At 60.0% G+C, this 12,744-nt stretch carries 11 protein-coding genes; all 11 read right to left on the reverse strand.

Annotation, left to right across the window (positions count from 1 at the left end; all coding sequences use genetic code 11):
• Positions 1–118: 118 nt before the first annotated feature.
• Complete coding sequence (locus tag ABHR63_RS01350) at positions 119–1,741, reverse strand: peptidoglycan D,D-transpeptidase FtsI family protein (RefSeq protein WP_346965854.1); 1,623 nt, start codon at positions 1,739–1,741, stop codon at positions 119–121.
• Positions 1,742–2,001: 260 nt separating this feature from the next.
• The gene (locus ABHR63_RS01355) at positions 2,002–2,472 is read right to left on the reverse strand and encodes a hypothetical protein (protein ID WP_022094483.1); all 471 of its coding nucleotides are present in this window, start codon (positions 2,470–2,472) and stop codon (positions 2,002–2,004) included.
• A 90-nt stretch (positions 2,473–2,562) separates the two neighbouring features.
• The gene (gene rsmH / locus ABHR63_RS01360; protein ID WP_082421863.1) at positions 2,563–3,528 is read right to left on the reverse strand and encodes a 16S rRNA (cytosine(1402)-N(4))-methyltransferase RsmH; all 966 of its coding nucleotides are present in this window, start codon (positions 3,526–3,528) and stop codon (positions 2,563–2,565) included.
• Positions 3,529–3,548: 20 nt separating this feature from the next.
• The gene (locus ABHR63_RS01365; RefSeq protein ID WP_006234269.1) at positions 3,549–3,983 is read right to left on the reverse strand and encodes a division/cell wall cluster transcriptional repressor MraZ; all 435 of its coding nucleotides are present in this window, start codon (positions 3,981–3,983) and stop codon (positions 3,549–3,551) included.
• A 462-nt stretch (positions 3,984–4,445) separates the two neighbouring features.
• Positions 4,446–5,387 (reverse strand): site-specific tyrosine recombinase XerD, encoded by a 942-nt coding sequence (xerD, locus tag ABHR63_RS01370; RefSeq protein ID WP_171025140.1) that lies wholly within the window; start codon positions 5,385–5,387, stop codon positions 4,446–4,448.
• Positions 5,388–5,389: 2 nt separating this feature from the next.
• Positions 5,390–7,051 (reverse strand): CTP synthase, encoded by a 1,662-nt coding sequence (gene pyrG / locus ABHR63_RS01375; protein WP_055286060.1) that lies wholly within the window; start codon positions 7,049–7,051, stop codon positions 5,390–5,392.
• 178 nt (positions 7,052–7,229) lie between these two features.
• The gene (locus tag ABHR63_RS01380) at positions 7,230–7,568 is read right to left on the reverse strand and encodes a helix-turn-helix domain-containing protein (RefSeq protein WP_040358312.1); all 339 of its coding nucleotides are present in this window, start codon (positions 7,566–7,568) and stop codon (positions 7,230–7,232) included.
• Positions 7,569–7,824: 256 nt separating this feature from the next.
• Positions 7,825–9,306 carry a DUF1846 domain-containing protein gene (locus tag ABHR63_RS01385; protein ID WP_346964899.1) on the reverse strand — a complete coding sequence of 494 codons (1,482 nt, stop codon included), beginning with the start codon at positions 9,304–9,306 and terminating at the stop codon, positions 7,825–7,827.
• 555 nt (positions 9,307–9,861) lie between these two features.
• Positions 9,862–11,349 carry a YfcC family protein gene (locus ABHR63_RS01390; RefSeq protein WP_369831688.1) on the reverse strand — a complete coding sequence of 496 codons (1,488 nt, stop codon included), beginning with the start codon at positions 11,347–11,349 and terminating at the stop codon, positions 9,862–9,864.
• A gap of 138 nt (positions 11,350–11,487) precedes the next feature.
• Positions 11,488–12,483 carry an ornithine carbamoyltransferase gene (gene argF, locus ABHR63_RS01395; protein ID WP_006234279.1) on the reverse strand — a complete coding sequence of 332 codons (996 nt, stop codon included), beginning with the start codon at positions 12,481–12,483 and terminating at the stop codon, positions 11,488–11,490.
• Positions 12,484–12,588: 105 nt separating this feature from the next.
• Positions 12,589–12,744, reverse strand: a 156-nt coding sequence (locus ABHR63_RS01400) for an arginine deiminase family protein (protein WP_346964926.1), incomplete at its 5' end; no start/stop codon positions are given.

The following is a 12,744-nucleotide window of genomic DNA, read 5'->3' on the forward strand; positions in this document are numbered from 1 at the left end:
CCCTGTAAACCTAATAATGCTATCGGCGTATTGTATCCCAGCGCCGCACATGCGTGGTGCAGGGCATGTGAACACCCTCATATGGGACAACAAACAACGCCCCAAAGATTGTAACCCCCTACTTCGTGTGCGGGATACCCAGCACGTCGAGCGCGTTGGCCATAATGGACTGGAACGGCACCGCAGCGGCATCTGAGCCGCTCGGCGTTCCGTCGAGCGTGATATAGCACAGCACCTTGGGCGATTGTGCCGGTGCAAAGCCCATAAAGGACGACATGTAGTTCTCCTTGAGGTAGCCGCCGTTCTCGTCGGCACGTTCGGCCGTACCGGTCTTACCCGCCACGTCATAGCCGTCAACCGCGCCGCCAACGCCCGTTCCCTCGGACACGACCGTCTGCATGCACGATGTCACCTGGGATGCGGCGTCCTCCGAAATCGCGCGCTCGCCTTCACCCCAGTCCTTCTCGTCGCCTTTGCTGGACTTATAGAAGTGCGGTGTCATCATCACGCCGCCGTTGGCGATGCCGCCCACGGCACGTGCGATCTCAATCGGCGAGACGGACAGTGCCTGTCCAAAGCTCATCGAGCCCAGCGTGGCGCCGTCATACTGGTCACGCTCCTTGACGATACCCAGGCTCTCTCCCGGAAAATCGACACCCGAGCTGTGACCGATGCCCCACTTGTCCACATAGGTGGCAAAGTCGTCGGCACCGATCTTGCGCCCCACCAGGACAAAGCCCACGTTGGACGAACGGCGCATCATCTCGCGCACATCCATGGTCATGGCATAGTCGCGCTTGTCGGCATCGGTGACGGTATCGTCGCCCACCTTGATGCTCGCCGGCACCTCAAACGACGTACTCGATCGCACGACGCCCAAGTCGAAGCCGGCGCCCGCCACGAGCGTCTTAAAGACCGAGCCGGGCTCGTAGGCGTCGGTGACCAGGCGCAGATTCATATCCTCGGTCTTGGCATTCTCCAGATCGGTCTGGTCGTAGGTCGGGTACGAGCAGGCTGCCAAAATCTCGCCTGTCGTAGGATCGGTGACCAGCGCCGAGCCGTTCTTGGCCTTAGTCTTCTCAACTGCCTCTGCCAGGGCATCCTCGGCCGCACGCTGGATATTGACGTCGAGCGTCGTCACGATATCAACGCCGTCGACCGCAGCCACCTTTTTATAGGCACCGCCCGCGATATAGCTGCCGTCCCTCGCGCGCTCGCGTACGAGAGAACCGTTCGTGCCGGTCAGAAGCTTGTTGTATTGCTTTTCGAGACCCGTCAAGCCATCGTTGTCCACATTCACTACACCCAGCACCTGCGATGCCAGATTGCCGTATGGATATACGCGCTTCATGGCCTGCTCAAAAAGCACACCGGGCAGGTTCTTCTTCTCCAGCGTCGCAGCATCGTCTTCGTCCACCTGGCGCTTGATATACACCCAGGTTCCATCGGACTCAACGAGCTTGCGGCAGGTCTTTTTATCGATTCCAGTTGCCTTGACCAGCGCCGACACCGTCTTGTCAACGTCCTCGACAAGCTGCGGGTTCACGGCGATGTTGCGACATTCGACCGACGACGCCAACACGTTGCCGTTGCGGTCGTAGATGGTGCCGCGTTTGGCATAGAGGGTCTGCGCAAGCAGGCGGCGCGCATCGGCACGCTCGCGCAGTTTATCGGCTTCGACAACCTGATAGTCGGCAAGGCGAAAGACGCCCAAGCCCAAGCCAAGCCCAATGAATCCCATGACGGCTTTGCGGCGAGGCAGAGGCGTGCCTGTGAGCCATTCGGTCGGCGAACTCTTGCGCGACCTGGTGTTATGCACTTGAGGGCCGCCCGAGCCGCGAAGTCGCGACGCCGGGTCGTTGCCACGGGACCGCCCGGCGTTGTAAGATTGCCGACCCGTTCCTTGATAACCAGAACGTCCCCGCGACGAGGGACGTCCAGAACCGCGGCCCCTATCGGAACCGCGGCGATAGTCATTTGTCATACTCAGCTACCGTCTTGCTACTGAGCGGTCGCGGTCGCGTTGGCGCCCGCGGCTGCATCCTGCGAAAAGTCAAGTGTAACGCTCTCGCTGGGCTCCACCATGCCATAAGCGCCCGCAAGGTCGCGAATGCGCGTGTCGGCGCCATAGACCGAATGCATGACCTCCAGGTCGGAGCTCTCATCGGTCGCCTTTTCGAGCGTGTTGGTAAGCTCGGCGTTGCTGTTGAGCACCTGGGCCGTAACGCCGGCGAGCGCCACGCGGGCGACGCCGATCGTCATGAAGATAGCCGCAATGATGCAAAACGTTTTAAGAACGCTCATGAAAACCGGGCTTACCGCCTGGTTTGCCTGACGGCCCGCGCCCGTGTAGACATCAAAGCGCGGCGTGCGCTGCTCACGGGGAGCAACGGGGGCCTGCGGCGTCTCACGATAGGCGGGCATGGCGTTCATATCATAGGCGAGTGCTGCGCTTGAAGTGTTGTAGCCCATGATATGCCGCCTCCCATCCCGAGTACGTTGGTAGTGTGTTTAAGCTTCGTTTATGGTGCGAGCGGGAGGTCCAATATCGCGCGGTCGCGCCTACAGACGCTGCGCCACGCGGATTTTGGCTGATCTCGCCCGAGGGTTGCGCTCAACCTCATCAGGCTGGGCAACCAGGGGTTTGCGGGTGATGACCTTGAGTATCGGCACGTTGCCGCACACGCACACCGGAATCTCCGGCGGACACGTGCACCCCTGGCTCATCTCCTTAAAGTGGTTCTTTACGATACGGTCCTCGAGCGAGTGATACGAGATGACGCAGATACGTCCGCCCGGGTTGAGCCACCTGGTGGCGGCATCAAGCCCTCGTTCGAGCACATCGAGCTCGTGATTGACCTCGATGCGAATGGCCTGGAAACTTTTCTTGGCCGGGTGTCCACCATGCCGACGAGCGGCAGCCGGGATACCCGCCTTGATGATCTCGACAAATTGGCCGGTGGTTTCGATCGGTTCTTGCTCGCGGCGGCGCACGATCTCGCGCGCGATCTGCGAGGCGAACTTCTCTTCGCCGTAGACGCGTAGAATCCGGGCGAGGTCGTGTTCGTTATAGGTGTTGATGACCTCAGCTGCGTTTAAGGTGTTATTACCCGGATCCATCCGCATGTCCAATGGGGCGTCCTCGTTATACGAAAAGCCCCTGCCAGGGATATCGAGTTGCGGCGACGAAACGCCCAAATCGAACAGGAAGCCATCGACCCCGGGCACCTCGGCCGAGCAAAGCAGCTCGTCCAAGTCGCCGAAGTTGCCCTTCAGCAGCCGGTGCGGAACGCCGGGAACCTCGCGGTCCAGACGGGCGCCAGCGGCCTCGAGGGCCATGTCGTCCTGATCGACGCCGAGCAAAAGGCCCGTCTCCCCCACCTGCGCGGCCATCTTTACCGAATGGCCGGCACCGCCAAGGGTGCAATCGCAGACAACGGAGCCGCTCTTTAGCCGCAGCGACTCAAGCACTTCGCCGAGCATGACAGGTTCATGCCGATATTCTTGTGTCAAGATCCCACGCTCCATCCGTTACCCGTGCCTTGCCCTTACGAGAAGAAGAGGTCCAGCAGGGCCTCATCGTCATCGTCCTCATCGGCCGCGGCGCGATCCCAAACCTCAAGGTGGTCGTAGTTGCCCACAACCGTGACCTCGCGGTCGAGGTTCGCCTGCTTGCGGAGAGACTCGGAAAGACCGATACGACCGGCGCTGTCCACGTCCATCGACGTGGTGCGCTTGTTGATCGCCCTCATGAGCTTCTGGTCATTAATGTCACGCGGGTTAAAACCCTCGTGGCCCTCACGACCCGCGAAGAGTCCTTCGACCCACTTATCGAAGGCCTCGGCAGAGAACACGTACAGAGCATCGACATCCAGGGCTTTGAACACGCGAACGTGCTCTCCAAGCTCCTCGCGAAGGGGTGCAGGCAGGGACAGACGACCTTTTGCATCGAGATTGCGCTCGTATGCACCAGTCATTCCCATGTGCGCCCTCCCCTCGGTTACTCAGATGGCACGTACGCGGGGAACCACCCCGCCTGTCGACGTCATCAATAATATGGGGAACCGCCCCATTTTTCAACACCTTTCCCCACCCCTTCCCCCACCCCGCCCCACCACTCCACTCACCATATATTGCAAAACACCCCCAAGCATATGTTCGAAAACACAATATGTTGTGTTTGCAGCAACGGCGGGATGCCACCTGTAGAACCACACCCGCGAACCTCAACCTTCAAGTTGACCTTGAGGCGATTTTTACGTCCCTTTACATGCCGTTCACATCGCCCCCAAACTCCCCCACCCAAGGCCCGTGCGGCCCACCACCGCGACGCCAAGTGGCGAAAAATGGGACGGGCCCCAGATTGCCCATGCGCGCGCAAAAGCACGCCGCGGCAATCTGGAGCCCGTCCCCAAATACCTATAAATATGCAGGTCAGCGATGTGTTAACGATGTGCCAGCGGGTGCGCCGCCAAATAGACCTCGGTCAGTTGCGTACGATCGACATGCGTGTAGACCTGCGTGGTCGATATATCGGCATGTCCCAAGATCTCCTGTAGCACACGGAGGTCTGCGCCGCCCGCAAGCATATGGGTGGCAAAGGAGTGACGCAGCGTATGGGGATGGAGCCCCACCAGTCCCACCTGGCGCCCGTAGCGCTCACAGATGGCATGGATGCCCTGGCGCGACAGACGGCGGCCGTTCTTATTTAAAAAGACCGCCGAGGTCTCGGTTCCGCGGGCATGGGCCGCCAAGCGAGAACGCCCCTCAGTTACATAAAGCGTCAGAGCTCGCGCCGCGCTTCCCACCAGCGGGGACAGGCGTTCCTTCGAGCCCTTACCGCGAACGAGCACAAAGCCATCGTCGATATGGATATCGCCCACATCGAGTCCCACCAACTCGCTCACACGCAAACCGCATCCGTAAAGCACTTCCAAGATGGCATGGTCGCGCAAGCCCATCTCGCCCTCGGGGAAGTCTTGATCGAGCAGCGCCGAGACATCCTCCACCGATAGATACTCCGGCAAACGCTCAGCCTTTTTAGGCAGGCGCAACGCCGCCGTTGGATTTTGGGCCACAGCCCCATCGCGCACCAAAAAGGCATGCAGGCCCTTCACGGCCGCAAGCGCACGCTCCACCGAGGCATCGGAATAGCCCCCATCGCGACGGTCGGCGACAAAGCCCTCCACGACCTGACGGGTCACCTCTTCAAAAGACACAATACCCGCCCGCTCCAGATAGGCGCAGTACGTCGTCAGGTCACGACGATAGGCCGCAATCGTGTTGCGCGCCAAACCCCGCTCGACCGCAAGGTAATCGAGATACTCCCCCGCCGCCACGGCGAGCGACGAGGGAGTAGCTTCGGTATGTTCCTTATTCGCCGGCACCCTTAGTCCGTAGCGAGGTTCATGGGCGTCACCTGCAGACGGTCGACACCCTCGTGCTGGCCGATCGAAGCGCGCACGAACTCGCGGAACAGCGGCTGCGGGTTGGTCGGGCGGCTCTTGAACTCGGGATGAGCCTGGGTTGCCACATACCACGGATGCACGTCGCGCGGCAGCTCGACCATCTCGACCAGGCGCTCGTCAGGCGACAGACCCGAGATAACCAAACCGGCGTCCTCGAGCTGGTCGCGGAAGGCGTTGTTGAACTCAAAGCGGTGACGGTGACGCTCGTAGACGAGTTCCTCGCCATATGCCTCGCGAGCAAGGGTATCGGCGGCGAGCTTGCACGGATAGGCGCCCAGGCGCATGGTGCCGCCCTTCTCGGTCACGTCCTCCTGCGAGCTCATCAGATCGATGACGCTAAACGGGCCATCCGGATCGAACTCAGAGGAGCTGGCGCCGGCAAGGCCGACGACATTGCGCGCAAATTCGCACACGGCCACCTGCATACCCAGGCAAATGCCCAGATACGGAATCTTGTGCTCACGGGCAAACTCGGCCGCGAGGATCTTGCCCTCCAGGGCGCGCTTGCCAAAGCCGCCGGGGACCAGGATGCCCGAGGCGTCGCCCAGAACCTCGGAGACATTCTGCTCGTCGAGGCTCTCGCCGTCGACCAGCTGGACGTCCACATGGCGATCGTAGAAGACGCCCGCATGGTGCAGGGCCTCGATAACCGACAGGTACGCATCGGGCAGCTGCGTGTACTTGCCCACGACGGCGATCTTCACCTTGTCGGCGTGATGGTTGGCGTGATTCTGTTTGCGCAGGAACTCGTTCCACTCGCTCATGTCGCGCTCACGCGGGTCCAGACCCAGGCGCTCGCAAATGCGCAGGTCAAAGTCCTGCTCGGCAAGCAGCTGCGGAACATCGTAAATGCTCGCGCAGTCCTCGTTGGTAAAGACGCAATCGGTGTCGACGTCGCAGAAGCTTGCGATCTTTCCGCGGATAGCGTCATCGATATGGTGGTCGGAGCGCAGCACGATAATATCGGGCTGGATGCCAAAGCTGCGGAGCTCCTTGACGGAATGCTGTGTGGGCTTGGTCTTGACCTCGTGGGCGGCGGCGATATAGGGAACGAGCGACACGTGGATGTAGCAGACGTTCTCGGGGCCGGCCTCCTTGCGGTACTGACGGATGGCCTCGACAAACGGCTGGGACTCGATGTCGCCAATCGTGCCGCCCAGCTCGGTGATGACTACATCGGAGCCGGTCTGCTCCTCGATGCGGCGGAACTTGTCCTTAATGGCATTGGTGACGTGGGGAATCACCTGCACGGTACCGCCCAAAAAGTCGCCGCGACGCTCGCGGGCGATTAGGCTTTTGTAGATGGCACCGGTCGTAAAGTTGGAATCGCGGGTCAGGTTCTCATCAATAAAGCGCTCGTAATGACCCAGGTCCAGGTCGGACTCGTAACCATCCTCGGTAACGAAGACCTCACCATGCTGGAACGGGCTCATGGTACCGGGGTCGACGTTCAGATACGGGTCGGCCTTCTGCATCGTTACTTTGTAGCCACGCGACTTGAGCAGACGGCCCAGCGAGGCCGCGGTGATACCCTTGCCCAGGGACGAAACCACGCCACCGGTTACGAACACATGCTTGGTCATATTGAGTTACCTGCGCTTCCCGTAGAAGTTGTTTATCCACATCTTACGGGTCTTCATTGTAATACTCGCGCCGCGGACCGTTCGCAATTTTTCTCGCGTGCGATTGCATTTCTCAATCTTGAAACAAAACGCCGCCCGGTTTCCCAGGCGGCGTCGCTATGGCAAGGGTTACATGCTGCTATCGATCAGCAACCTCGTCCTCAAGCATTTCTTGAACGAGCATGCCGGTACGGACGCCCTCAAGATACCACTCGCCACGTTCGGTGAGGCAAATGCCATTTGCAAGCTGACCGCCGTCGTCGCTATAACGCGAGACGACATCAATCATGCCTTCGGAATCCAAGCGATCGATTGCGGCGCGGGCACGATACGGCGAAACCCCCACGCGCTCGGCAAGCGTTTTGCGCGAGAAACCATACGGCCCGCCATTGTCTTCGGTTTGCTGGTCGATTTCCATCAACACCAGCACCTCGACACGCTTCATATCGTTGACACTCGCACGACCCTTGCCCGCCATAGCAGCCTCCTCAAACCGAGCACGAGCATCTAACGCGCCGTGCGCGACCGACACACCTCACGATGGCAGGTAATATCCATCATGCGGCATCCCGCTAAGGATGAAACAGTTACGGTTATTGTATACCGCTCAAATTGTTTCTAGGCAGGTAAACGGCTATTTTTCGCCGAAATAGGCGCTTTATTGATCAAAAAGCCGTACCGGGCGCCAACCCGATACGGCCAAAATGCAATGCAATTACCGCGGTGCTTCAAACTTAGCGGTGGAAGAAACCGCGGCGCTCAAACTTGGGCTCGCAGCACACGTTGATACCCAGTTTGCGCAGTACCGTCTCGTCCGTCGGCGAGATAATCACGCTAAAGAAGGCATCGCAACCGCGCAGCTGCTCCAGGCCCGAAAGGACGCGAGTGGCCGTCTCACTCGTGGCCGAGGTGATCGACAGCGCCATAAGCGTCTCGTCGGTGTGGAGGCGAGGGTTTTTGCTGCCCAGGAAATGCGTCTTGAGCTTGCTGATGGGCTCGATCGCCTCATCGCTAATGACCTCGAGCTCAAGGTCGACGCCCGAGACATGCTTGAGGGCGTTCATAATGAGCGAACTTGCGGCGCCCAGGCGCGTGGAGGTCTTACCGGTCACCACGGAGCCATCGGGCATGACCATGGCACCCACGGGACCACCCGTCAGCTGCTCCCTGGTGAGGGCCGCCGAGCGCGCCGGTGAGTAGTTCTTATCGATGCCGGCTTTCTTCATAATAATCTTGAGACGGTCGACTTGCTCATCGCCCATGCCGGTACGGCGCACATTTTCGACCGCGGTAAAGTAGCGGCGGACGATCTCCATCTTGGAAGCGTCGCGGCAGGCATCGTCATCGGTGATGGCAAAGCCGACCATATTGACGCCCATGTCCGTAGGACTCTGATAGGGGCTCTTGCCCAGGATCTTTTCCATCAGAGCACGGACCACCGGGAAGGCCTCGACGTCGCGGTTGTAGTTGACCGTGGTCTTGTTGTAGGCCTCCAAGTGGAAGGAGTCGATGATATTGGCATCGTCGAGATCGGCCGTTGCTGCCTCATAGGCGATGTTGACCGGATGCGTGAGGGGCAGATTCCAGACCGGGAAAGTCTCGAACTTGGCGTAGCCGGCGGCGGTGCCGTGCTTGTGCTCGTGATAGAGCTGCGAGAGGCAAGTGGCGAGCTTGCCTGAGCCGGGGCCGGGAGCGGTGACCACGACGAGCGGACGAGTGGTCTCGACAAACTCATTCTTGCCATAGCCGTCGTCGGACACGATCAGGTCGACGTCGTGCGGATACCCCTCGATGGGATAGTGCAGCTTGGCGGGGATACCGAGCGCGTTCAGGCGGTTGCGGAATACATCGGCAGCGGGCTGGCCGGCGTACTGGGTGATGACCACAGCCGCGACGGCAAAGCCGTTGCCGCGGAACAGGTCAACCAGGCGCAGCACATCCTCGTCATAGGTAATGCCAAGGTCACCACGAGCCTTGTTTTTCTCGATGTGGTTCGCGTTGATCGCGATGATAACCTCGACATCGTCGGCGATGCTCTTGAGCATGCGGAACTTGCTGTCCGGTTCAAAACCCGGCAGCACGCGGCTCGCATGATAGTCATCGAACAGCTTACCGCCAAACTCCAAATAGAGCTTGCCACCAAACTGCGAGATGCGCTCCTTAATGTGAGCAGCCTGCAGCTCGATGTACTTCGCGTTGTCGAAACCCTGGCGCATGTGTGGCTCCCGTCCCGTTTCCATTTAATGTCCTAGGCGATTATAACGGAGCCCGCCCTCCCCGATACCCAGACCATCAACAGGCACCAACCAAACACGCTCACCACAACCACCGGGGACCCGGGGCAGCTCGTTTAGAACGGGGAACAAGTCACTCAGCACCAACAACAAAAACGTCGCAGGCAGAGCTGAAGCCAGCGAACGGGCACCAGAGCGAGCAAGCTTCCCCCTGCACCAACAAGGGGAACGTCGCAGGTTGAGCATAAGTCAGCGAGCGACGTCCAGAACGTACAAGTTGGCATGAAAAAGGCAAGGCATAGACCTTCTGGTCATGCCTTGCCTTTTGAATGACAAATTGTCGTTCTGGGCGGTGCGCAGCGTCGACTGGTTGCGCGGTTCGTAGAACCGCGCAACATGAGAGCGCCCCCTCCCGCGCACGGAACGGGAGGGGGCTAAAGGTAGGAGTCTACCGGTGGGTTGACCCCACCGGACAGACGATGACCAGGTGATCCTTTACAGGATCGTCAAGGTTTCCGTGGGGTACCCGTTGGGTACTTAGAGCATCACGCAAGCGACGGTCAGGATGATGGCGCAGACGACGGAGAGAGCGACGATGAGCTTAAGGGCAAACTTGAGCCAGGTCGTCCACTCGATCTTGGCCAGGGCGAGACCGCCCATGATGGCGCCGGAGGTCGGGGTGAACAGGTTCACAACGCCGATGGCAGAGGAGAAGATCATGACCATGACCTCGGGCGAGAAGCCGAGCTTAACAGCCAGCGGTCCCATGATAGGCATGGAGACGGTAGCCATACCAGAGGTCGAGGGGATCAGGAAGGACAGGCCGAAGTAGACCAGGAAGCTCATGGGAGCGAAGATCACGCCGGACAGGCCAGCCAGAGCATTGGCGGCAGCGTCGAGGACGTAGACGTCGAGGCCGGTGTTAGCCATGAGGACGGAGATACCACGGGCGAGGGCGATGACGAGAACAACGGACATCATGTCGGCAGCGCCGGTGATGAAGGTGTTAACGATCTGCTTCTCGGACAGGCCACCGATGATACCGATCAGGACGGCCATGAGGAAGAACCAGGTGGAAGCCTCGTCGAAGTACCACTGACCAATGGGCAGGCCGGTGATCAGGGCAGACCAGCCCTGGACGACGGCGTTACCGTCGGCGTCGTAGACAGCGCCAGCGTCGAAGAAGTTGGCGACGCCCTCGTTGAGGTCGGCCAGCGGAATGAAGCCGACGATCATGACGACGAAGGTGAAGGCAAAGGCGATCAGAACACCCTTCTGACGACCGGTGAGCTTGACCTCATTGTGAACCTCGGAAGCAGCCTTGCCGTGAGCCTCTTCAGCGTCCTTGAGCTCCTGCATCGACAGGATGGTGGAACCCTTGTCAGCCTTGACCTTCTTGGCATAGCTCATGACGAAGAAGATGGACATGGCAGTGGTAACAATCCACAGGACGGCACCGAGGCCGATGATGATGGACTGGTTGACCTCAATGCCAACGCCGGTCAGAGCGTCGACGGCAGCGCCGACGGCGAACGGGTTAACCGTGGAGCCCAGGCAGCCGCAGCCAGCGCCGAGCAGGACGGTGGCGGCACCGACCATCGGGTCGAAGCCAGCGGCCATCATGGTAGCGGCAAGCAGGGCGTAGAAGGGAACGGTCTCCTCGCACATACCATAGGTGGTACCACCGAGGGAGAAGATGAGCATCAGCACGGGAATGAGCATGATCTCGTTGCCCTTAAGCTTCTGCACCAGGACGGCGATGCCGTTGTCCAGGGCGCCGGTCTCGGTCATCATGCCGAGGAAGCCGCCCAGGATCATAACGAAGAGGCAGACGGGCAGAGCGTCAGCGAAGCCCTTAATCGGGGCGGTGCAGAAATCGCTCAGACGGGCGGCAGTAACCGCGCCGCCGGACGTGCCGGAGACGATAACGGTAATCACTGCAACAATTGCCAGCAGAGCAAGAAGAATGGTGAACGATGAAGGCATACCGCGCTTTTTCTTAGCGGTCTCAGTCATAGTTCTCATCCCCCCTTCATAAATCATTTACTGATCTCGCCCGAAGCGGCTCTTCCGTGCCGTGCCTGCCGCTCGATGCGAGATTTTTACCAGATAAAGCCGCTCGGGGTGTTCAACAATACACCCCGAGCGAGATGCTAGATGCACTTACTTGAGCGTGGCGTACATGACGGCCTTGATGGTGTGCATGCGGTTCTCGGCCTCGTCGAAGACCTTGGAAGCGGGGCTCTCGAAGACCTCGTCGGTGACCTCCTGCTCGGTGATGCCGAACTGCTCGCACTTCTCGGCGCCAATCGTGGTGTTGGTGTCGTGGAAGCTGGGCAGGCAGTGCAGGAAGATGGCACCCGGGTTGGCCATAGCCATGACCTCGGAGGTGACACGATACGGGGTGAGCTGAGCGATGCGCTCGGCCCAGACCTCGTCAGGCTCGCCCATGGAGACCCACACGTCGGTGTAGATAACGTCGGCACCGGTGACGCCGTCCTTGACGTCGGTGGTCAGCTTGATGGTGCAGCCGTTGGCCTCGGCGATGGGCTTGCAGGCCTCGATGACGTCGTCAGCGGGCATGCACTCCTCGGGGCCGCAGGCCACGAAGTTCATGCCAAGCTTGGAGCAGACAACCATGAGGGAGCGAGCAACGTTGTTCTTGCAGTCGCCCATGAAGACGAGGGTCTTGCCCTTGATGTCGTAGTTGAAGTTCTCCTGGACGGTCAGGATGTCGGCGAGCATCTGGGTGGGATGCCACTCAGTGGTCAGGCCGTTCCACACGGGCACGCCGGACTTAGCAGCGAGCTCCTCGACATCGTCCTGGGCAAAGCCACGGAACTCGATGCCGTCATACATGCGGCCGAGAACGCGGGCAGTGTCCTCGATGGACTCCTTCTTGCCCATCTGCGACGAACCCGGATCGAGGTAGGTGACGCCCATGCCCAGATCCATGCCGCCGACCTCGAAGGCGCAGCGGGTACGAGTAGAGGTCTTCTGGAAGAGCAGAACGATGTTCTTGCCCTCGAGATAGCGGTGCGGAACGCCAGCGCGCTTCATATCCTTGAAGTTCTTGGAGAGCTTGAGCAGGTACTCGATCTCCTCGGTGGTGAGGTCGAGAAGCTTGAGGAAGCTACGGCCGGAAAGGTTAACACCCATGGTTTGATTCCTTTCGAAGAAATGAATTACGTAAGTATTAGTGGTGCCCGTTTAACGGGCGAAGCCGGTGCGGTTGTAGGGGGACCGCACCGGAAACGGAAAGACTTAGAGGTCCTCGCGCCAGAAGGGCATGCTCATGCAGCGCGGGCCGCCGCGGCCGCGGGAGAGCTCGGCGGAGGGCACGACGAGAAGGTCCAGGCCCTCCTTGTACAGCACGTCGTTGGTGACGGTGTTGCGGGCGTAGACGCAGATCTTGCCGGG

It is taken from the genome of Collinsella aerofaciens (assembly GCF_039752775.1).
GTDB lineage: Bacteria > Actinomycetota > Coriobacteriia > Coriobacteriales > Coriobacteriaceae > Collinsella > Collinsella aerofaciens_R.

What these genes read in the sequence shown, in the direction of transcription:
- ABHR63_RS01350 (WP_346965854.1), bottom strand. Translation starts at nt 1,741, where the DNA reads ATGGGATTCATTGGGCTTGGCTTGGGCTTGGGCGTCTTTCGCCTTGCC.
- ABHR63_RS01355 (WP_022094483.1), bottom strand. Translation starts at nt 2,472, where the DNA reads ATGGGCTACAACACTTCAAGCGCAGCACTCGCCTATGATATGAACGCC.
- rsmH (WP_082421863.1), bottom strand. Translation starts at nt 3,528, where the DNA reads ATGGAGCGTGGGATCTTGACACAAGAATATCGGCATGAACCTGTCATG.
- ABHR63_RS01365 (WP_006234269.1), bottom strand. Translation starts at nt 3,983, where the DNA reads ATGGGAATGACTGGTGCATACGAGCGCAATCTCGATGCAAAAGGTCGT.
- pyrG (WP_055286060.1), bottom strand. Translation starts at nt 7,051, where the DNA reads ATGACCAAGCATGTGTTCGTAACCGGTGGCGTGGTTTCGTCCCTGGGC.
- ABHR63_RS01380 (WP_040358312.1), bottom strand. Translation starts at nt 7,568, where the DNA reads ATGGCGGGCAAGGGTCGTGCGAGTGTCAACGATATGAAGCGTGTCGAG.
- ABHR63_RS01385 (WP_346964899.1), bottom strand. Translation starts at nt 9,306, where the DNA reads ATGCGCCAGGGTTTCGACAACGCGAAGTACATCGAGCTGCAGGCTGCT.
- ABHR63_RS01390 (WP_369831688.1), bottom strand. Translation starts at nt 11,349, where the DNA reads ATGAGAACTATGACTGAGACCGCTAAGAAAAAGCGCGGTATGCCTTCA.
- argF (WP_006234279.1), bottom strand. Translation starts at nt 12,483, where the DNA reads ATGGGTGTTAACCTTTCCGGCCGTAGCTTCCTCAAGCTTCTCGACCTC.